15 protein-coding genes and 3 rRNA genes are annotated in these 19,830 nt (G+C 60.7%); 13 read left to right on the top strand and 5 right to left on the bottom strand.

Features of this window, described 5'->3' with window-relative positions; all coding sequences use genetic code 11:
* Positions 1-118: 118 nt before the first annotated feature.
* The 3 genes from ACLQ8T_RS05410 (at position 119) to rrf (ending at position 5,688) form a co-directional block, all read left to right on the top strand.
* Positions 119-1,644 (top strand): 16S ribosomal RNA (locus tag ACLQ8T_RS05410).
* Between the two features lie 628 nt (positions 1,645-2,272).
* Positions 2,273-5,407: ribosomal RNA gene (locus tag ACLQ8T_RS05415) — 23S ribosomal RNA — on the top strand.
* Positions 5,408-5,571: 164 nt separating this feature from the next.
* Positions 5,572-5,688: ribosomal RNA gene (gene rrf, locus ACLQ8T_RS05420) — 5S ribosomal RNA — on the top strand.
* Together the 16S, 23S and 5S rRNA genes form the textbook arrangement of a ribosomal RNA operon.
* Positions 5,689-6,091: 403 nt before the next feature.
* Here rrf and ACLQ8T_RS05425 read toward each other — a convergent pair.
* Positions 6,092-7,111, bottom strand: a complete 1,020-nt coding sequence (locus ACLQ8T_RS05425; RefSeq protein WP_413455927.1) for a hypothetical protein — start codon at positions 7,109-7,111, stop codon at positions 6,092-6,094.
* Here ACLQ8T_RS05425 and ACLQ8T_RS05430 point away from each other — a divergent pair.
* The 10 genes from ACLQ8T_RS05430 (at position 7,064) to ACLQ8T_RS05475 (ending at position 16,788) form a co-directional block, all read left to right on the top strand.
* A complete protein-coding gene (locus ACLQ8T_RS05430; protein ID WP_413455928.1) occupies positions 7,064-7,828 on the top strand; it encodes a hypothetical protein in 765 nt (254 codons plus the stop codon). The two genes, ACLQ8T_RS05425 and ACLQ8T_RS05430, sit on opposite strands and share 48 nt — an antisense overlap.
* Before the next feature lie 48 nt (positions 7,829-7,876).
* Positions 7,877-8,884 (top strand): HAD-IIA family hydrolase, encoded by a 1,008-nt coding sequence (locus ACLQ8T_RS05435; RefSeq protein ID WP_413455929.1) that lies wholly within the window; start codon positions 7,877-7,879, stop codon positions 8,882-8,884.
* Positions 8,885-8,886: 2 nt separating this feature from the next.
* Positions 8,887-9,060 carry a hypothetical protein gene (locus tag ACLQ8T_RS05440; protein ID WP_204721463.1) on the top strand — a complete coding sequence of 58 codons (174 nt, stop codon included), beginning with the start codon at positions 8,887-8,889 and terminating at the stop codon, positions 9,058-9,060.
* Complete coding sequence (locus ACLQ8T_RS05445) at positions 9,057-9,845, top strand: TlyA family RNA methyltransferase (protein ID WP_413455930.1); 789 nt, start codon at positions 9,057-9,059, stop codon at positions 9,843-9,845. The genes ACLQ8T_RS05440 and ACLQ8T_RS05445 overlap by 4 nt, the downstream gene beginning before the upstream one ends.
* Before the next feature lie 74 nt (positions 9,846-9,919).
* On the top strand, positions 9,920-10,945 hold the full coding sequence (locus tag ACLQ8T_RS05450; protein WP_413455931.1) for an NAD kinase: 1,026 nt from the start codon (positions 9,920-9,922) through the stop codon (positions 10,943-10,945).
* Between the two features lie 117 nt (positions 10,946-11,062).
* Positions 11,063-12,817: a DNA repair protein RecN gene (gene recN / locus ACLQ8T_RS05455; RefSeq protein ID WP_413455932.1), complete on the top strand. Its 1,755-nt coding sequence runs from the start codon at positions 11,063-11,065 to the stop codon at positions 12,815-12,817.
* A 107-nt stretch (positions 12,818-12,924) separates the two neighbouring features.
* Positions 12,925-14,604 (top strand): CTP synthase, encoded by a 1,680-nt coding sequence (locus tag ACLQ8T_RS05460; protein ID WP_413455933.1) that lies wholly within the window; start codon positions 12,925-12,927, stop codon positions 14,602-14,604.
* Between the two features lie 116 nt (positions 14,605-14,720).
* Positions 14,721-15,365, top strand: coding sequence for an NUDIX domain-containing protein (locus ACLQ8T_RS05465; protein WP_413455934.1), 645 nt, complete (start codon positions 14,721-14,723; stop codon positions 15,363-15,365).
* Positions 15,362-16,285 carry a site-specific tyrosine recombinase XerD gene (gene xerD, locus ACLQ8T_RS05470; RefSeq protein WP_413455935.1) on the top strand — a complete coding sequence of 308 codons (924 nt, stop codon included), beginning with the start codon at positions 15,362-15,364 and terminating at the stop codon, positions 16,283-16,285. The genes ACLQ8T_RS05465 and xerD overlap by 4 nt, the downstream gene beginning before the upstream one ends.
* Positions 16,285-16,788, top strand: coding sequence for an 8-oxo-dGTP diphosphatase (locus ACLQ8T_RS05475; RefSeq protein WP_413455936.1), 504 nt, complete (start codon positions 16,285-16,287; stop codon positions 16,786-16,788). The genes xerD and ACLQ8T_RS05475 overlap by 1 nt, the downstream gene beginning before the upstream one ends.
* On the opposite strand, the gene ACLQ8T_RS05480 is transcribed toward ACLQ8T_RS05475, so the two are convergent.
* The 4 genes from ACLQ8T_RS05480 to prpB all read right to left on the bottom strand — a co-directional run bounded on the left by ACLQ8T_RS05480 (position 16,785) and on the right by prpB (position 19,829).
* Positions 16,785-17,015: a helix-turn-helix domain-containing protein gene (locus tag ACLQ8T_RS05480; protein ID WP_413455937.1), complete on the bottom strand. Its 231-nt coding sequence runs from the start codon at positions 17,013-17,015 to the stop codon at positions 16,785-16,787. The two genes, ACLQ8T_RS05475 and ACLQ8T_RS05480, sit on opposite strands and share 4 nt — an antisense overlap.
* Positions 17,015-17,512, bottom strand: a complete 498-nt coding sequence (locus ACLQ8T_RS05485; RefSeq protein WP_413455938.1) for a DUF2975 domain-containing protein — start codon at positions 17,510-17,512, stop codon at positions 17,015-17,017. Before ACLQ8T_RS05485 ends, ACLQ8T_RS05480 begins: the two co-directional genes overlap by 1 nt.
* A gap of 152 nt (positions 17,513-17,664) precedes the next feature.
* A complete protein-coding gene (locus ACLQ8T_RS05490) occupies positions 17,665-18,804 on the bottom strand; it encodes a bifunctional 2-methylcitrate synthase/citrate synthase (protein WP_128470670.1) in 1,140 nt (379 codons plus the stop codon).
* Between the two features lie 95 nt (positions 18,805-18,899).
* Positions 18,900-19,829, bottom strand: coding sequence for a methylisocitrate lyase (gene prpB / locus ACLQ8T_RS05495; protein WP_413455939.1), 930 nt, complete (start codon positions 19,827-19,829; stop codon positions 18,900-18,902).
* Between the last annotated feature and the right edge of the window lies 1 nt (position 19,830).

Genomic DNA, 19,830 nt, shown 5'->3' on the forward strand with positions numbered 1-19,830 from the left:
ATAACATTTGCTTGAGGCATTGCACCCCCGTGCAGTGTTCTTGAGTGTTTTATTATTCGCCAGGACTTCATCGGCTTCGCCCTTCTTTTCCAAGGGGTTGCTGGTGGCTTTTTATTTTTTTATGGAGAGTTTGATCCTGGCTCAGGATGAACGCTGGCGGCGTGCTTAACACATGCAAGTCGAACGATGAAGCCCAGCTTGCTGGGTGGATTAGTGGCGAACGGGTGAGTAACACGTGAGTAACCTGCCCCCGACTCTGGGATAAGCCCGGGAAACTGGGTCTAATACCGGATATGACCATGGAACGCATGTTTTGTGGTGGAAAGATTTATCGGTGGGGGATGGACTCGCGGCCTATCAGCTTGTTGGTGAGGTAATGGCTCACCAAGGCGACGACGGGTAGCCGGCCTGAGAGGGTGACCGGCCACACTGGGACTGAGACACGGCCCAGACTCCTACGGGAGGCAGCAGTGGGGAATATTGCACAATGGGCGAAAGCCTGATGCAGCGACGCCGCGTGAGGGATGACGGCCTTCGGGTTGTAAACCTCTTTCAGTAGGGAAGAAGCGAAAGTGACGGTACCTGCAGAAGAAGCGCCGGCTAACTACGTGCCAGCAGCCGCGGTAATACGTAGGGCGCAAGCGTTATCCGGATTTATTGGGCGTAAAGAGCTCGTAGGCGGTTTGTCGCGTCTGCCGTGAAAGTCCGAGGCTCAACCTCGGATCTGCGGTGGGTACGGGCAGACTAGAGTGATGTAGGGGAGACTGGAATTCCTGGTGTAGCGGTGAAATGCGCAGATATCAGGAGGAACACCGATGGCGAAGGCAGGTCTCTGGGCATTTACTGACGCTGAGGAGCGAAAGCATGGGGAGCGAACAGGATTAGATACCCTGGTAGTCCATGCCGTAAACGTTGGGCACTAGGTGTGGGGGACATTCCACGTTTTCCGCGCCGTAGCTAACGCATTAAGTGCCCCGCCTGGGGAGTACGGCCGCAAGGCTAAAACTCAAAGGAATTGACGGGGGCCCGCACAAGCGGCGGAGCATGCGGATTAATTCGATGCAACGCGAAGAACCTTACCAAGGCTTGACATGTGCCAGACCGCTCCAGAGATGGGGTTTCCCTTCGGGGCTGGTTCACAGGTGGTGCATGGTTGTCGTCAGCTCGTGTCGTGAGATGTTGGGTTAAGTCCCGCAACGAGCGCAACCCTCGTTCCATGTTGCCAGCACGTAGTGGTGGGGACTCATGGGAGACTGCCGGGGTCAACTCGGAGGAAGGTGGGGATGACGTCAAATCATCATGCCCCTTATGTCTTGGGCTTCACGCATGCTACAATGGCCGGTACAATGGGTTGCGATACTGTGAGGTGGAGCTAATCCCTAAAAGCCGGTCTCAGTTCGGATTGGGGTCTGCAACTCGACCCCATGAAGTCGGAGTCGCTAGTAATCGCAGATCAGCAACGCTGCGGTGAATACGTTCCCGGGCCTTGTACACACCGCCCGTCAAGTCACGAAAGTTGGTAACACCCGAAGCCGATGGCCTAACCACCTTGTGTGGGGGGAGTCGTCGAAGGTGGGACTGGCGATTGGGACTAAGTCGTAACAAGGTAGCCGTACCGGAAGGTGCGGCTGGATCACCTCCTTTCTAAGGAGCTAACCATTATTGGTTGCCCATGCTGGACACGAGTGTTGTCCGGGTGGGTTGCTCATGGGTGGAATATCAATGGACTCAGTACTGGAAAGCGTGCATGCTTTGCCGGCTCCTTGTGTGGGGGTTGGTGGTGTGTGCGGGGTACTGGCTGTGGCTGCATGGTGCTGGGCATCTGCGAGTACGCGTGGCAAGAATCAAGTTTCGGCTTGTTCTTGGTGTGTGGGAAAGCGGTGTGTGGTGGTGTGTGGTTTGTATGGTTTGGCATGCTGTTGGGTTTTGAGGCAACAAGCCTCCTTTCCTGGTGAATGGTTGCCGGGGTTCTTCCTGTGGGGAGGGTCCTGGTGGTGTTCGCTTGGGTGAGGGGTTCTTGGTGTTTCGGTGTTTGTCCTGTGTTTGCTGCAAGGATGTCCTGTTGGATTGATGCTGGCCTTTGGTTGGTGTTGGTTTTGGGGTGTTGTTGCGGGGGTGCGGGGTTGTTGTTTGGGAACTGTATAGTGAACGCGAGCATCTTGCAGATGAGATGAGCTGGGTAGTCCTTTTCCTGGGATTGCCTGGTGTTGGAGTCTTGTCTGCGTGATTTTGTTAGATTGTTTTATTGCTCAATTCTGAGACTTTGATTTGTGTTGAAGTTTTTAAGGGCGCACGGTGGATGCCTTGGCATCAAGAGCCGATGAAGGACGTGGGAATCTGCGATAAGCCTGGTGGAGTCGATAACCGGACGTTGAGACCAGGATTTCCGAATGGGGGAACCCCGCACCATGTTATGTGGTGTGACCTGCAGCTGAATGTATAGGCTGTGTGGAGGGAACGCGGGGAAGTGAAACATCTCAGTACCCGCAGGAAGAGAAAACAACAGTGATTCCGTTAGTAGTGGCGAGCGAACGCGGATGGGGCTAAACCGGTTGGTGTGTGATAGCGGATAGGCGTTGCATCACCGGGGTTGTGGGGTTGACATGTACCAGCGCTATCTTGCTGGTGGGATGAGGTGCAGGCGTATAGGTGAATCGGTTGGAATGCCGGACCAGAGAGGGTGATAGTCCCGTAGGTGTAATGCGTGTCTGCCGTTCTAGTGTTGATACCCGAGTAGCACGGGGCCCGTGAAACCTTGTGTGAATCTGCCAGGACCACCTGGTAAGCCTGAATACTACTTGATGACCGATAGTGAATCAGTACCGTGAGGGAATGGTGAAAAGTACCCCGGGAGGGGAGTGAAATAGTACCTGAAACCGTGCGCTTACAATCCGTTAGAGCCTGGGACTTGTTCCTGGGTGATGGCGTGCCTTTTGAAGAATGAGCCTGCGAGTTAGTGTTACGTCGCGAGGTTAACCCGTGTGGGGAAGCCGTAGCGAAAGCGAGTCTGAATAGGGCGTTTGAGTGGCGTGATCTAGACCCGAAGCGAAGTGATCTACCCATGGCCAGGTTGAAGCGCGTGTAAGAGCGTGTGGAGGACCGAACCCACTTCAGTTGAAAATGGAGGGGATGAGCTGTGGGTAGGGGTGAAAGGCCAATCAAACTTCGTGATAGCTGGTTCTCCCCGAAATGCATTTAGGTGCAGCGTTGCGTGTTTCTTGCTGGAGGTAGAGCTACTGGATAGGCGATGGGCCCTACAAGGTTACTGACCTTAGCCAAACTCCGAATGCCGGCAAGTGAGAGCGCAGCAGTGAGACTGTGGGGGATAAGCTTCATAGTCGAGAGGGAAACAGCCCAGAACGCCAACTAAGGCCCCTAAGCGTGTGCTAAGTGGAAAAGGATGTGGAGTTGCTGTGACAACCAGGAGGTTGGCTTAGAAGCAGCCACCCTTGAAAGAGTGCGTAATAGCTCACTGGTCAAGTGATTCCGCGCCGATAATGTAGCGGGGCTCAAGCACACCGCCGAAGTTGCGTCATTCAAGTATTAGCCTGGTTTCGATTGGGTGCTTGGATGGGTAGGGGAGCGTCGTGTGGACGGTGAAGTCGCGGTGGAAACCAGCGGTGGAGGCCACACGAGTGAGAATGCAGGCATGAGTAGCGAATGACGGGTGAGAAACCCGTCCGCCGAATGATCAAGGGTTCCAGGGTTAAGCTAATCTGCCCTGGGTTAGTCGGGACCTAAGGCGAGGCCGACAGGCGTAGTCGATGGACAACGGGTTGATATTCCCGTACCGGCGAAGGACCGCCCATACCAAGCTGTGGATGCTAACCATGACGGATCATGGCTGTTGCGGCCTTCGGGTTGCTGGTTGTGTGATGTGGTGGGAACCGATGCAGTGAGGTCAGCGTATTAACAGGTGTGACGCAGGAAGGTAGCCGAGCCAGGCAATGGAATTGACCTGGTCCAAGGGTGTAGGAAGAGTGGTTGGCAAATCCGCCGCTCATATGTTCTGAGACCTGATAGGCGCCCCGTTTATGGGGTGATTCGGTGATCCTATGCTGCCTAGAAAAGCATCGGCGCGAGGTCCCAGTCCGCCCGTACCCCAAACCGACACAGGTGATCAGGTAGAGAATACTAAGGCGATCGAGAGAATCATGGTTAAGGAACTCGGCAAAATGCCCCCGTAACTTCGGAAGAAGGGGGGCCTGCCCCGTGATGGAGACGTGCTCTCCGGAGGCGGGTGTGGGCCGCAGAGACCAGGGGGAAGCGACTGTTTACTAAAAACACAGGTCCGTGCGAAGTCGCAAGACGATGTATACGGACTGACTCCTGCCCGGTGCTGGAAGGTTAAGAGGACTGGTTAGCCCTTGTGGCGAAGCTGAGAATTTAAGCCCCAGTAAACGGCGGTGGTAACTATAACCATCCTAAGGTAGCGAAATTCCTTGTCGGGTAAGTTCCGACCTGCACGAATGGAGTAACGACTTCCCCGCTGTCTCAACCATGAACTCGGCGAAATTGCAGTACGAGTAAAGATGCTCGTTACGCGCAGCAGGACGGAAAGACCCCGAGACCTTTACTATAGTTTGGTATTGGTGTTCGGTGCAGCTTGTGTAGGATAGGTGGGAGACTGTGAAGCTTGGACGCTAGTTCAGGTGGAGTCATCGTTGAAATACCACTCTGGCTGTACCGGTCACCTAACTTCGGACCATGATCTGGTTCAGGGACAGTGCCTGATGGGTAGTTTAACTGGGGCGGTTGCCTCCTAAAATGTAACGGAGGCGCCCAAAGGTTCCCTCAGCCTGGTTGGCAATCAGGTGTCGAGTGTAAGTGCACAAGGGAGCTTGACTGTGAGAGTGACAGCTCGAGCAGGGACGAAAGTCGGGACTAGTGATCCGGCGGCACCTCGTGGAAGGGCCGTCGCTCAACGGATAAAAGGTACCTCGGGGATAACAGGCTGATCTTGCCCAAGAGTCCATATCGACGGCATGGTTTGGCACCTCGATGTCGGCTCGTCGCATCCTGGGGCTGGAGTAGGTCCCAAGGGTTGGGCTGTTCGCCCATTAAAGCGGTACGCGAGCTGGGTTTAGAACGTCGTGAGACAGTTCGGTCCCTATCCGCTGCGCGCGTTGGAAATTTGAGAAGGGCTGTCCTTAGTACGAGAGGACCGGGACGGACGAACCTCTGGTGTGTCAGTTGTACTGCCAAGTGCATCGCTGATTAGCTACGTTTGGAAGGGATAACCGCTGAAAGCATCTAAGCGGGAAGCCTGCTTCGAGATGAGATTTCCATGCACCATTGTGTGTGAGAGGCCCCCAGCTAGACCACTGGGTTGATAGGCAGGATGTGGAAGCAAGAACTGAAGACTTGTGCAGCTGACCTGTACTAATAGGCCGATGACTTACAACACACAATAAAACAATGATTTGAACTGATGATTTCAATGCTGTTCGCGTTCACTATGCGGTTACGAGACAACAACCTCTAACCAATAAATGCAAGATGAGTTACAAGACTTTGTAGCACCGGAAAACACTGACCAGGAAATATTTGGTTTGTGTGCTTCGTGATTGTTACGGCGGTCATAGCGTGGGGGAAACGCCCGGTCCCATACCGAACCCGGAAGCTAAGGCCCATTGCGCCGATGGTACTGCACTCGTGAGGGTGTGGGAGAGTAGGTCACCGCCGGACTTAACCTAAGTGGGTTTGAGGCTCTAACCAGTGATGGTTGGAGCCTCACCTGTTTAACCCGTGGGAGGGCTTGGGGGTCAGGCATGAGTGCTTGGCCTGTTTTTGTTTAAGGGGATTCGGTCGCTGGCCGCTGCCGCGGCCCGCAATGGATCAGGCCGGCAGTGGAGTGACTGAGTGTCTTGCCACATTGCACCTGTTTCCCTAGGGTATGTCTCGTGGCTCCCGTAGACTTGAAGTTAGATGTACATGCCTTTATGGCGTGCAGAATAGTTAATAGTGAAGTGATTTGCTAAGGCAATCACGAAGGTTGCGGTATTGAGATAGCCGCTGAAGGGGACATTAGATGTCTAACGAATTCCGCCGTAACTCCGACAACGGACGAGGCGACTTCCGGAACTCAAATTCAAGCCGCAACAACTCCCGCGATGGTTTCAAGCGTCGCGATGACCGCAGCGATTTCAATCGCACCGACGATAACCGTGGTGGATTCCGTGGTGAGCGTCGTGATGACAACCGTGGTGGTGGCTTCAAGCGCAATGACAACCGCGATGGCGGGTTCAAGCGTAATGATGATCGCGGTGGCTTTAAGCGTAACGATGACCGTGGCGGTTTCCGTAGCGAGCGCCGTGATGACAACCGCGGTGGCGGGTTCAAACGTAATGACGACCGTGGCGGTTTCCGTGGTGAACGCCGTGATGACAACCGTGGTGGTGGCTTCAAGCGCAACGATGATCGCGGTGGCTTCCGTGGCGATCGTAGTGATGATCGCGGTCGCTTCAAGCGCAACGATGACCGTGGCGGTTTCCGTAGCGATCGTAACGATGACCGTGGCGGTTTCCGCGGCGAGCGCCGTGATGACAACCGCGGTGGTGGCTTCAAGCGCAATGACAACCGCGATGGCGGGTTCAAGCGCAACGATGACCGTGGCGGTTTCCGTGGTGAACGTCGAGATGACAACCGCGGCGGGTTCAAGCGCAACGATGACCGTGGCGGTTTCCGTGGTGAACGTCGAGATGACAAGCGCGGTGGCGGGTTCAAGCGTGATGACAACCGCGGCGACTTCAAGCGCAACGATGACCGTGGCGGTTTCCGTGGCGAGCGTCGCGATGACAACCGCGGTGGCGGCTTCAAGCGCGCCGATGACCGTCGTTCCAAGGGTGATCGTCCAGCACGCGAGGACCGCTTTGCCGACAAGCGCGAGAATGCACCACGCGCGCACAACCCGGGCGATCTGCGCATCTCGAACCGCTCCGATCGCGAGCAGTCCCCGGACATCGATGAGGACGTTACTGGCAAGGAGCTGGACCGTGTAGCACGCGCACAGCTGCGCTACCTCGAAGAGCGTTCGGCAAGCTGGGTCGCCAAGCACCTGGTGATGGCTGGCCGCCTGCTGGAAGAGGACCCGGAACTGGCTTACCAGCACACCCTGGCGGCATCGCGCCGTGGCGGCCGCGTCGCCGTCGTGCGCGAGGCCGTTGGCATTGCCGCCTACCATGCCGGCAAGTACGCCGACGCGCTGCGTGAGCTGCGCACCCACCGCCGCATTTCCGGCTCGGACTACAACCTGCCGTTGATCGCCGACTCGCTGCGCGGCCTGGGCCGTGCGGAGAAGGCCATCGAGCTGGCGCACTCCGAGGAATGCGCCAACCTGGAAACTGCCGTCAAGGTCGAAATGCAGATGGTTGCCGCTGGCTCCTACGCCGACCTGGGCAAGCTGGACAAGGCGCTGGCCGAGCTGGAGTCGCTGGAGCAGCTGAACTTCAACCGCGCCTTCTCCTTCAGCCCGCGCCTGTTCACCGCCTACGCTGACCTGCTCTCGGCTGCCGGCCGTGCAGAAGACGCGAAGCGCTGGAATGCACAGGTGGAGGTTGCCGAAAGCGCCCTGGGCATCGAACGCGAAACCGAATCCTTCATCATGGACCTGGCTCCGGAGCTGGACGAGGAAGAGGAAACCCCGCGTGCCAAGGATCTGATCGAACCTTCCGAGTCCTCGGAAGCGGCCGCCGACGCGATAGCAGAAGAAGCTGAAGAGCCTGAAGCCGAGCGGACCGGCATCGACGAGGACGATGACCTGAACGTGGTTGTCGAATCCGACACGGACGCCGTCGAAGCCGACGTGGAAGACGAATCGACCAAGTAAGCTTTGGCGTAGCAGCCAAATACCTAAAGTAGTAGGAACCACCACCGAATGCTGATCTCCGGATTTGATTCTGTCCTCTCCGATTTGGATGGCGTCGTCTATGCTGGCCCGAACGCCATTGACGACGCCGTCGAGTCGCTGAACACCCTCGCGGAAGTGAATGTCACACTGGCGTTCATTACCAACAATGCCGGGCGTTCGCCGATGTCGGTCGCGGCGCACCTGCGCCAGCTGGGTGTGAAGACCAGTGCCGAGCAGGTCTTCGGCTCGGCCGACGCCGGCGCGGAGATGCTGGCCCGCGAACTGAATCCGGGATCCAAGATCCTGGTGGTCGGTTCCCCCTACCTGCGCGAATGCATTACCGTGCGCGGGCTGGAAGTCGTCGAAACCCATAAGGAAGAACCCGTAGCGGTGATCCAGGGGTTCGACCCGGACATCTCGTGGACGAACCTGGCCGAGGCCAGCTATGCGATCAATAACGGCGCCGCATGGGTTGCCACCAACACCGACCTGACGATCCCGCGCGCCGAGGGCCTGGCCCCGGGCAACGGGTCGCTGGTCAACGCGGTGAAGCTGGCTACCAGCGTGGAACCGCGGGTGGCCGGCAAGCCCGAATCCTACCTGTTCGCGCGGGCCGCCGACCGGCTGGATTCCCAGCGCCCGCTGGTCGTCGGCGACCGCCTGGACACCGACATCCTCGGCGGCTTCCGTGCAGGGTTCTCCACCGCGCTGGTGCTCACCGGCGTCGACACCCCGCGCACCGCGCTGGGAGCTCCGGTCGAGCAGCGACCCAACTACCTCATCAACTCCCTGGCCGACCTGTACCGTCCCTACCCGACCATCAAGGTGCTCGGCTACGGCGTGCAGGTCGGCGACGCGGTCGCCAAGGTCGATCACGGCGCGATCGAAGTGACGGGCAGCGACCAGGACCTGAACGCCTGGCGCGCCGCCTGCCATGCCTGGTGGCTGGCCCACCCGCGCCAGTCGCGGCATGAAGAACCGGAAATCCGGTTCACCGAACGCGGACTGGACGCCCTGCGGAAGGTGCGGGGCTAGCCATGCAGCCACAGGAACCTGTCCCGAGCCCCGGCACCCGCGGGCTGGATGACGCGGCAGTCGAGCAGGCGCTGTCCTCGCTGGCCGACCACGACATTACCGAGCACGCCGGAATTTACGAGCAGCTGCTCGCCGGCCTGCAGCACGAACTGAACCGTACGGAGCACGGCGCGTGAATCGCCTGGATCAAGAACTTGTCACCCGTCAGCTGGCGCGCTCGCGCACCGAAGCTGCCAAGCTGATCGATGCCGGACGGGTGCTGCTGAACGGGAAGGCGACTGCCAAGGCCTCCAAGAAGGTATGCACCGCCGACGAGCTGGCCCTGGTGCCCAGCGAGGGCGAGGAGTACGTCTCCCGCGCCGGGCACAAGCTCGCCGGCGCACTAGATGTCTTTGCGACTATCGATCCTGCGGGCCTGCGCTGCCTGGATGCCGGCGCCTCCACCGGCGGTTTCACTGACGTGCTGCTGCGCCGCGGGGCAAAGTCCGTGGTCGCAGCCGATGTAGGCCATGGCCAGCTGGTCGATGAGATCCGCGAAAACCCGCGCGTCACGGTCCGCGAAGGGCTGAACGTGCGCTATCTACTCCCCGAAGATATTGGTGGACCAGTCGACCTCGTAGTAGCCGACTTGTCCTTTATCTCGCTGCGCCTGGTGATCGACGCTTTGGCCTCGGCCACCAAGGACGGCGGCGGGCTGCTGCTGATGGTCAAGCCGCAGTTCGAGGTCGGGCGCGAGCATCTGAACCGTACCGGCGTGGTCACCGATCCGCAGCTGCGCCGCAGCGCCGTGGAAGCGGTCGTGGCCAGCGCGCACGCTGCGGGCCTGCAACTGCGCGGCTTGGCCCGCAGCCCCCTGCCGGGACAGGACGGCAACGTCGAATTCTTCCTCTGGCTGGCCGCCGGCGGGAATCCACAGCCTGCCGATGTGCCGCTCATCGGGCAGGACGTTGACTATTCTTAGTAGTGACGTGTTTTAGCCGTGGTCGATAACCACGGTCATTTTGCACCTCGCGAAGCTGAGAGGGGCCGACCGCCTTGCGCCGAATCCTGATTTTCACCCATACCGGCCGCCAAGAAGCGATCACCGCGGCCATCGAAACCTGCGCCCTGCTCAATGAAGCAGGCGCCATCCCGGTGATGCGCCGCAAGGACCAGCTGGCGATGACCGAAGCGATCGGCGCGGCTGTGCCCTCGGTGCAGGTGCTCGACGAGGATTGCCAGATCGAAGACATCGACTTGGGCGTGGTGCTCGGCGGCGACGGCTCGGTGCTGCGCGCCGCGGAACTGGTGCGCGAATCCCCGATGCCGCTGGTGGGGGTGAACCTCGGGCATGTGGGTTTCCTCGCCGAAGCTGAACGAAGCGAACTGGCCTCCACCGTCCAGGCGTTGGTCAATGAGACCTATACAGTGGAAGAGCGCATGACCATCGAGGTCAAGGTGTGGCTGGATAACGTCTGCCTTGCCGAAACATGGGCCTTGAACGAGGCCGCCGTGGAAAAGGCAAACCGCGAGCGCATGGTCGAGGTAGTGATCGAGGTCGACGGGCGTCCGATCTCCACCTTCGGATGCGACGGCGTAGTGATGGCCACGCCGACCGGCTCCACAGCCTATTCCTTCTCCGCCGGCGGACCGGTGGTGTGGCCGGATGTCGCGGCGCTGATCATGGTGCCGATCTCCGCGCACGCCCTGTTCGCCAAGCCCCTGGTCATTTCCCCGGATTCGATCATGGCCGTGGAAATGCTCACCCGTACCGATGCCGGCGCGGTGCTCTGGTGCGATGGCCGGCGCACCATCGAGTTGCCGCCGGGAGCCCGCGTGGAAGTGACGCGCAGCGATCGGCCGGTATACATGGCCCGGCTGAACACCACTCCGTTCTCCGAGCGCCTGGTCAACAAGTTCGAACTGCCGATTACCGGCTGGCGCGGTCCGGCAAAGGAAGAGGCGCGCCGTCCGGCAACCACGGCATTGCCGGTGATCGGGCCGGGGCTGCAAAGCGTGGATCCGCACTACCGCGATGAACCGGGGATCCCCATGGTGGGACGGCCTGAGGACCAAGGCTAACCGCCCGCATCAGCGAAAAATTCTCCACCCGCTCGAACATAGTTGCGAAAAATAGGATTAGAACACATATACTAAAAACGCACGGTACGACTTGAACTCGACATTCGGGAGCAGGCAATGATTCAGGAAATCCAGATCTCCAACCTCGGAGTGATTACCGAGGCCACGCTGCCGCTTGGCCCCGGGCTCACGGTAGTCACCGGTGAAACGGGCGCTGGCAAGACCATGGTGATCACCGCCCTGTCCCTGCTGCTTGGACGCCGGGCCGATGCCGGTGCGGTGCGCAACGGCGCCAAGCATGCCCTGGCCGAAGCCGTAGTGCACCTGCCCCCGGATCACCACGTTCTCGATGCCGCAGGCCAGGCCGGTGCCTTCATCGAGCCGGCGGGGGAGAGCAACGAGCTGCTGCTGTCCCGCTCACTCTCGGCCCAAGGTCGTTCGCGGGCCACCATTGGCGGACGCAGCGCCCCGGTCGGGTTGCTGGCCGAGCTGGGCCATGACCTGGTTGCCGTCCACGGCCAGTCGGACCAGATCCGCCTGAAAGAACCTGTTGCCCAGCGTGACGCGTTGGACCGCTTTGCCGGTAGCTCGCTGTCGCGCACGCTCAGCAGCTACCAGCGCGCCTATCGCCAGTGGCGTTCGGCTTCCAAGGAGCTGGCTGGCCTGAAAACCGATTCGCGCAACCGCGTACGCGAAGCGGAAAATTTGCGCCTGGCGTTGGACGAGATCGATTCGCTGGATCCGCAGCCCGGCGAGGACGAGTCGCTGCGCGAGCAATCCATGAAGCTGGGCAATATCGAATCCCTGCGTACCGCTTGCCAGCAGGCCCAGGCCATCATCGACTCCGAAGATTTCGAAAACCCGGGCGTGACGACCTTGGCCGAGACCGCCCGCGGCGTGCTGGGCCAGGCCAGCGGCGATGACACCGTGCTGGCGGCTTTCGCAGAGCGGGCAGCTGAATTGGGAATTATTGCATCTGAGCTCTCCAGTGATCTTTCCTCCTACGTGGCCGACCTCGATGAAGAAGGCCCGGAGCGCTTGGCACAGATTGAAGCCCGCCGTGCCGACCTGAACAAGCTCATGCGCAAATACGCGCCGAGCATCGATGAGGTGCTGGCCTGGGCGGCCGAATCCCGCTCCCGGCTCGAAGAACTTGGCGGGGACGACTCGCGCATCGAGGAGCTGGAAGTAGAAGTCGTCGACCTGGAGCACAAGGTTTCCTCGCTGGCCTCGGACCTCTCCGATGCGCGCCGCAAGGCAGCCAAGAAGCTCTCCGCGCAGGTTTCGGCCGAACTGAAGGCCCTGGCGATGCCCGATGCCAAGCTCGTCATCGAGGTGAGCGAATTGGAAGAACCCGGCGGCTTCGGGCAAGACGCAATCTCCATGCTGCTGGCCCCGCATGCTGGCGCCTCGCCGCGGCCGCTGGGCAAGGGTGCCAGCGGCGGCGAGCTCTCCCGCGTCATGCTAGCCATAGAAGTCGTTCTTGCAGCCGTCGATCCGGTACCGACCTTCGTCTTCGATGAAGTGGACCAGGGCGTGGGCGGCAAGGCGGCGGTGGCCATTGGTGAGCGCCTGGCCATGCTGGGCAAGCATGTGCAGGTCATTGTGGTGACCCACCTGCCCCAGGTGGCCGCCTATGCGGATCGGCATATCCGTGTGATCAAGAATTCAGATGCCAAGTCGAAGGCCGGAGCTGGCTACACTGCCAGCGATGTCATCAGCCTGAATCAGGAAGCCCGTGTCAAGGAGCTTGCGCGCATGCTCGCCGGCCAAGAGGAATCCGGCACCGCGCAGGCGCATGCCGAGGAGCTACTCGAGGATGCCCAGAAGCTAGTGTCATCGCTCACCTCAAAGAAATTGGTGAAGGCCTAAAAGTCTTGGTGAACCCCTGAATTACGCGGATGCTATGGCATTGGCCGGTGGTGCACTAGAGTCTTATGAGGATGCGAAATATTGGAATGGTGATAGGATGAAATCCCGTGGTGCAGCGTAATTCAACTCGTGATTCTCGGTCGTCTGAAACGACAAAGCATATCTTCGTCACCGGCGGTGTGGCCTCTTCCCTAGGCAAGGGTTTGACGGCATCCAGCCTCGGACATCTACTTCGAGCTCGTGGTCTCTCAGTGACCATGCAGAAGCTCGACCCGTACCTGAACGTCGATCCAGGTACCATGAACCCTTTCCAGCACGGTGAAGTTTTCGTTACCGACGATGGCGCCGAAACCGACCTGGATATCGGCCACTACGAGCGTTTCCTGGACGAAAACCTGCCAGGTACCGCCAACGTGACCACCGGACAGGTCTACTCGACCGTCCTGGAACGCGAACGCCGCGGTGAATACCTCGGCGATACCGTGCAGGTCATCCCGCACATCACCGATGAGATCAAGCGCCGCATGCGCTTGGCGGCTACCGAACCGGGCGCCGGCAAGTCGGCTCCCGACGTGATCATCACGGAAATCGGTGGCACGGTCGGCGATATCGAGTCCCAGCCATTTCTCGAGGCAGCACGCCAGGTCCGCCAGGACATCGGCCGTAAGAACGCATTCTTCGTGCATGTTTCCCTGGTTCCGTTCATCGGCCCGAGCCATGAACTGAAGACCAAGCCTACCCAGCACTCCGTTGCGGCGTTGCGCTCGATCGGCATCCAGCCAGACGCACTGGTGATCCGCTCGGACCGGCCAATCCCTGCGGAGATGCGCGCCAAGCTTGGCCGCACCTGCGATGTGGACACCGAAGCAGTCATCAACTGCGCCGACGCTCCAAGTATCTACGACATCCCCAAGGTCATCCACTCCCAGGGCTTGGACGCTTACATCGTCCAGACCTTGGAGATGAAGTTCCGCGATGTGGACTGGGAGTCGTGGGATCGACTGCTCGAAGTCGTGCACAACCCGGCAACCGAGCTGACCGTCGCTTTGGTGGGCAAGTACATCGATCTGCCGGATGCCTACCTGTCAGTCACCGAAGCACTGCGTGCCGGCGGTTTCGCCAACAACGCGAAGGTCAACATCCGCTGGGTGCCGGCTGACGACTGCGCTACCGAAGCAGGGGCCGCCAAGGCGCTCGAAGGCGCAGAGGCAATCTGCGTCCCCGGCGGCTTCGGCATCCGCGGCCTGGAAGGCAAGCTGGGCGCACTGCGCTTCGCTCGCGAAAACAAGCTGCCAACCCTGGGCCTGTGCCTGGGGCTGCAGTCGATGGTCATCGAATACGCCCGCAACATGGCTGGCCTCACCGATGCATCGTCCACCGAATTCGATCCAGAAACCTCCACACCGGTCATCGCGACCATGGAAGAGCAGCTGGAGATCGTCGACGGCAAGGGCGATCTGGGCGGCACCATGCGCCTGGGCCTGTACGACGCAAAGCTGCTTGACGGGTCGGTTCTGGCTGAAACCTATGGCAAGACCGAGGTCGCAGAGCGCCACCGCCATCGCTACGAGGTCAACAACGCATACCGTGCCCAGCTTGAAGAAGCTGGTCTGGTCTTCGCTGGCGCCTCGCCAGACGGCAGCCTGGTCGAGTTCGTTGAACTGCCGAAGGACGTGCACCCGTACTACGTCTCCACGCAGGCACACCCAGAGCTCTCCAGCCGCCCAACTCGTCCGCACCCGCTGTTCGCAGGTCTGGTCGAGGCAGCCCTGGAGCTGCGCAAGTAATACAGCTTGCCAGGGGTAAAACTCTGAAGGCAATGCGCGCCGGTCAGTACTGACCGGCGCGTTGCTGTTTAAGCTGGAGAGTAACGACCAGCTTTTTCTACCGAAGGACGATCCTCGTGCCGCTGCATCCGATAGCCGATGAATTCTCGCCGCGTGAATTGCTGAACCGTGAAACCGTGTACGAGGGCCGCATCTGGGACGTCGTCCATGACACCGTGAAGCTCTCTGAATCAGGGGCGACGATCGAACGCGACTACATCAACCACCCCGGTGCGGTCAGCGTGCTGGTCATGGATGCCGAGGAGCGCATCTTGATGGTCAACCAGTACCGCCACCCGGTCGGCATGCGCCTGTGGGAAATCCCCGCCGGCCTGCTCGACGTAGCTGGCGAGCCGCCGTTGGAAGCCGCCAAGCGCGAATTGTGGGAAGAAGCGGACCGCACCGCCGATCACTGGTCGATCCTCACCGATGTCTTCTTGAGCCCGGGCTCGTCGGCCGAGGCCGTGCGGATCTACCTGGCACGCGATGCGAAGCTGGTCGCAGCAGACCATCGCCATCAGCGGACCGAAGAGGAGGCCGAAATGGTCAGCACCTGGGTTCCCCTGGAAGAAGCCGTTGCCGCGGTGCTGGCAGGAAAGATCCATAACCCCACCGCGACCATCGCCATCCTGGCCGCTCATGCCGCCCGCGCCAACAAGTACCTCGACCTGCGCGACGCGAACGAGCCATTCGACGTGCACCCGTACCTGCGAGAAGGATGAGCAACCAGTTCGAAACCCCGCTCAAGCGCTACCTGCAGCATCTGGCGATCGAGCGCGGGCTGGCCGAGAACACCTTGGCGTCCTACCGCAGGGATCTGACCCGATACATGGATGCGCTGCAAGCGGCAGGCATCGCGCAGCCGCAGCAGATTACCGAGGCAGCCATCAGCGGCTACCTGCAGGAGCTCTCGCGCGGAGACGAAGAGCATCAGCCGTTGAGCGCCCGCTCCGTCGCACGCCACTCGGTAGCCATCCGCCAGCTGCACAAGTACTGGGAACTCGAAGGGATCTGCGCCCCGAATCCTGCCCGCGAGATCCAGCCTCCGGCCATCGGCCAATCCCTGCCCAAGGCAATATCCATCGACCAGGTCACCCGGATCCTTGAATCGGTGAGCATCGAAACCCCTGCCGGGCTGCGGGACCGGGCGATCCTGGAATTCTTGTACTCCACCGGCGCACGCATATCCGAAGTCGTGGACTTGGATGTCGATGATCTGCACTTTGCCGATGATGCCGTGGTGCGCCTGTTCGGCAAGGGATCCAAGGAACGGGTGGTTCCGGTTGGCAGGTACGCCCAGCGTGCGGTCAGCGATTATCTGGTACGTGCTCGTCCCGGGCTGGCCGCCAAGGGAAAGGGCACCCCGGCATTGTTCCTGAACCAGCGCGGGGGACGGCTCTCGCGCCAATCGGTATGGCTGCTGCTGGCCAAGGCGGCCGAACGGGCCGGGATAACTACCGAGGTATCTCCGCATACGCTGCGCCATTCCTTCGCCACGCATTTGCTTGAGGGTGGAGCAGATGTCAGGGTGGTCCAGGAACTGCTGGGGCATGCATCGGTCACCACCACGCAGATCTACACCAAGGTCACCGTTGATTCGCTGCGCGAAGCCTACCAGGCGGCCCACCCGAGGGTGAACTAGTGGCGGGCCGCCGGATGCCCGGTGCCAAGCAGGTAGCCCTCGTTGCCCTGCTTCAGAAACGCGCAGGGAGCCTGCACGTGCTGCTCGGGCGCAAGCGCCGCGGGTTCGGCAAGGGAAATATCGTCTTGCCCGGCGGCAAGATCGAGCCCGGGGAGAGCGCAGAGCAAGCAGCCATCCGGGAATTCCGCGAGGAAACCGGTCTGCTGCTCGCACCGCAGGAACTGGAGCTGGCGGCGCACATCAATTTCCGATTCCCGGCTCAGCCGGCGGCCGACATGGAATGCGCAACCTTCATTGCCCGGCAAGCAACGGGCCAGCCGGAAATCACCGAGGAGCTGGAGCCGCTGTGGGCAGATCCGGCCGTCTTGCCCGTCGAGCAGATGTGGCAGGATTCCCCGTTGTGGCTGCCGAAGCTCGTAGCCGGCGGGAATTTCACCGTTGAGATCGTGCTGGCGCCGGACAACATTTCGGTGCAGGAGATCAGCTTCGAAGACTGGGACTAGCCATCGGCCAGTTGCCCGTCTTCATCGGGTTCGAAGACCAGCAGGTCGCCGGGCTGGCAATTCAGCTCCCGGCACAGCGCTTCAAGGGTGCTGAACCGTACCGCCTTGGCACGCCCGTTCTTGAGCACCGCGAGGTTGGCAGGGGTAATGCCGATGCGTTCGGCCAACTCGCCGACGGCCATTTTGCGGCGGGCCAGCATCACGTCGATATCTACGCGGATTCCCATCAGATGACGCCGCCCAGCTCGGTCCGCAGCTCAGCTGCCTGGGCCTCGGTCATCGCGGCTTGCTCGAGCAGCTGGCGCAGCACGAGCACGATGATGCTGATCCCGATCATCAGCAGCCCGGCTCCGCCAACGAGGAGGACGACCCCAGGGGCGATCTCGGTGCTCGCGGCAAAGATGGCGCCGAGGGCGAAAGTGGCAAGCGCGCCAACCGCGAAGGCGACGATGATGGGGGTGACATAGCCCAGGGACGCGGGATCGAAGACGGTGCCGCGCTTGACCCTCGTAGCCAGTTTCCACACGCTGTAGACGCAAGTTTCAATGACCAGCCCGGCGAGAATCAAGTAGCCGAGGAAAGCGGTTTGGAAGAACTTGCCGGTGCCGTTGCTTGGCGACTCGTGGATGAGGATCATCGGTATCATGAACAGCTGCACAAAGAGCGTGCCGGCCAGGATGACGGCGAGAACTACCTTCAAGCCGATAATGCTGTACTTTCCCATGGCTAAGACCTTATCGTTCTTCGAAATGTTCCTATCGTTAAACGATAGGCAAAGTGGTCTTCGGCGGCAACTCCGGACAGCTTGGGCATGGAAATGGCCACGGGCTGACGCGGTTGCGCCATTTCCGTGGCCAATGCCAGGACGCGAAGTGCTTACAGCGAGCGCTGCTCCACGCCGTTGTAGGCCGAGAGCGGGCGGATCAGCGCGTTGGCTGCGCGCTGTTCGAAGATGTGGCTGGTCCAGCCGGTGATGCGCGCCGCGATGAAGATCGGGGTGAACATCTCGGTGTCGAAGCCCATCAGGTGATAGGTCGGACCGGCAGGGTAGTCGAGGTTCGGCTTGATGGCCTTGGCCTCGTCCATGGCGGCCTCCAGGCCGTCGTACAGGCCCAGCATTTCATGGCGGCCATAGTGCTCGATCATGCGATCCAGTGCGGCCTTCATGGTAGGCACGCGGGAGTCGCCGTGCTTGTAGACGCGGTGGCCGAAGCCCATGACCTTCTTCTTGGCGGCGAGTGCTTCTTCCATCCAGGCCTTGGCGCGCTTGGCGGCATCCTCGCGGGATTCCTCCTTGTTAATGCCGATCTCGTTGAAGGTGTGCATGACTGCTTCGTTTGCGCCGCCGTGCAGCGGGCCCTTCAGTGCGCCGATCGCCCCGGTGACTGCCGAATGCAGGTCGGAGAGGGTCGAGGTGATGACGCGGGCGGTGAAGGTCGAGGCGTTGAAGGAGTGCTCCGCGTAGAGCACCATCGACACGCGGAAGGCGTCGACGACCTCTGGGGCCGCTTCTTCGCCAAAGGTCATCCACAGGAAGTTCGAGGAGTAGTCGAGATCCTCGCGTGGAGCCACAGCATCCTGGCCGCGGCGGCGGCGCTGGTCGTAGGCAACCACTGCAGGGAAGGCGGCGAACAGTTCCTTGGCCTTGAGCAGCTCAGCCTCGGGGGAGGAGTTCTCGGCCTCGGGGTGGTTGGCGCCGATCACCGAGACCGCGGTGCGGCCCACGTCCATCGGGTGGCAGTCGGTTGGCAGCAGGTCGATGGCTGCCTTGACGCGTGGATCCAGGGCGCGGTTGGCCCGCTCGAAAGCGCAGAACTCGGTCAGTTCGCTTTGGGTTGGCAGCTCGCCGGTCCAGAGCAGCAGGGCCACCTCTTCGAACGACTTGTTCGCGGCCAGGTCCTGGACGGGGTAGCCGCGGTAGAGCAGCGAGTTGGTTTCTGGATTGACCTTGGAGACGGCGGTGTAGTCAACGACGACGCCTGCCAGGCCCTTCTTGATTTCCTCGGTGGCAGTCATTCTTGCTCCTCTTCATTGCCGGAGAATAATAATGCTTTGGGTTGCGCCAGCCGGCGGGTGCCGGCCGGCGCAGATGGTGCTAAATGCTTGCGAGCCTAGAGGTTCGCGCTGTTGGAATCAATGTCCAGGGTCGGGACCTGGAAGTTGAAGATTCCGGTATCGAAGCGGTTGTAGGCCTCGTAGTCCACGAGCTCGTACAAACGTGACCTGGTCAACATGTTATCCACTTCGCGCTGCTGGGTGCCATCCTCGCTGATGGCATCCAGTACGCGTTCAGCGGCGCCCATGGCGCTGCGCAGCAGGGTGACCGGGTAGATAATCAGCGCGACGCCTGCATCTGCCAGTTCCTGACGCTTGAACAATTCGGACTTGCCGAACTCGGTCATGTTGGCCAGTACCGGCACGTCGACCGCGTTGCAGATCGCCTCGAACTCGGCGACATTCTTCATCGCCTCCGGGAAGATCGCGTCCGCTCCGGCGTCCACCATCGCCTTGGCACGATCGACTGCCGCATCCAGGCCCTCGACCGCACGGATGTCGGTGCGGGCCATGATCAGGAAGTTCCCATCGATGCGCGCGTCGGCGGCGGCCGCGATGCGCTTGAGCATGGTTTCGGTATCCACCACGTTCTTGCCATCCAGGTGCCCGCAGCGCTTCGGGTTGAACTGGTCCTCGATGTGGCAGCCGGCCAGGCCGGCGTATTCCAGTTCCTGGATGGTGCGGGCCACGTTCATCGGCTCGCCGAAACCTGTATCGGCATCCACGATCGACGGCAGGTCGGTCATGCGGGCGATCTGCCCGGCGCGGGTGGCCACCTCGGTCAACGAGGTCAGGCCGATATCCGGCAGGCCCAGATCGTTGGCCAGCACCGCACCGGAGATGTAGACGCCGTCGAAATTCTTCTCGCTGATCAGCTTGGCCGAGAGCGGGTTGAAGGCTCCCGGGAACTGGCGGGCAGCACCCGGGGTGAGCATCTCGCGCAGCGCAACGCGCTTTGCAGCGGGGGTCTTGGTTGAGTACAGCATC

The sequence above is a fragment of the Glutamicibacter sp. FR1 genome (genome assembly GCF_047300825.1).
Lineage (GTDB): Bacteria > Actinomycetota > Actinomycetes > Actinomycetales > Micrococcaceae > Glutamicibacter > Glutamicibacter nicotianae.

Excerpts from the sequence above, each read along its gene's own strand:
- ACLQ8T_RS05430 (WP_413455928.1), top strand. The coding sequence starts at position 7,064 with ATGGCTGGCCGCCTGCTGGAAGAGGACCCGGAACTGGCTTACCAGCAC.
- ACLQ8T_RS05435 (WP_413455929.1), top strand. The coding sequence starts at position 7,877 with ATGCTGATCTCCGGATTTGATTCTGTCCTCTCCGATTTGGATGGCGTC.
- ACLQ8T_RS05440 (WP_204721463.1), top strand. The coding sequence starts at position 8,887 with ATGCAGCCACAGGAACCTGTCCCGAGCCCCGGCACCCGCGGGCTGGAT.
- recN (WP_413455932.1), top strand. The coding sequence starts at position 11,063 with ATGATTCAGGAAATCCAGATCTCCAACCTCGGAGTGATTACCGAGGCC.
- xerD (WP_413455935.1), top strand. The coding sequence starts at position 15,362 with ATGAGCAACCAGTTCGAAACCCCGCTCAAGCGCTACCTGCAGCATCTG.
- ACLQ8T_RS05480 (WP_413455937.1), bottom strand. The coding sequence starts at position 17,015 with ATGGGAATCCGCGTAGATATCGACGTGATGCTGGCCCGCCGCAAAATG.
- ACLQ8T_RS05485 (WP_413455938.1), bottom strand. The coding sequence starts at position 17,512 with ATGGGAAAGTACAGCATTATCGGCTTGAAGGTAGTTCTCGCCGTCATC.
- ACLQ8T_RS05490 (WP_128470670.1), bottom strand. The coding sequence starts at position 18,804 with ATGACTGCCACCGAGGAAATCAAGAAGGGCCTGGCAGGCGTCGTCGTT.
- prpB (WP_413455939.1), bottom strand. The coding sequence starts at position 19,829 with ATGCTGTACTCAACCAAGACCCCCGCTGCAAAGCGCGTTGCGCTGCGC.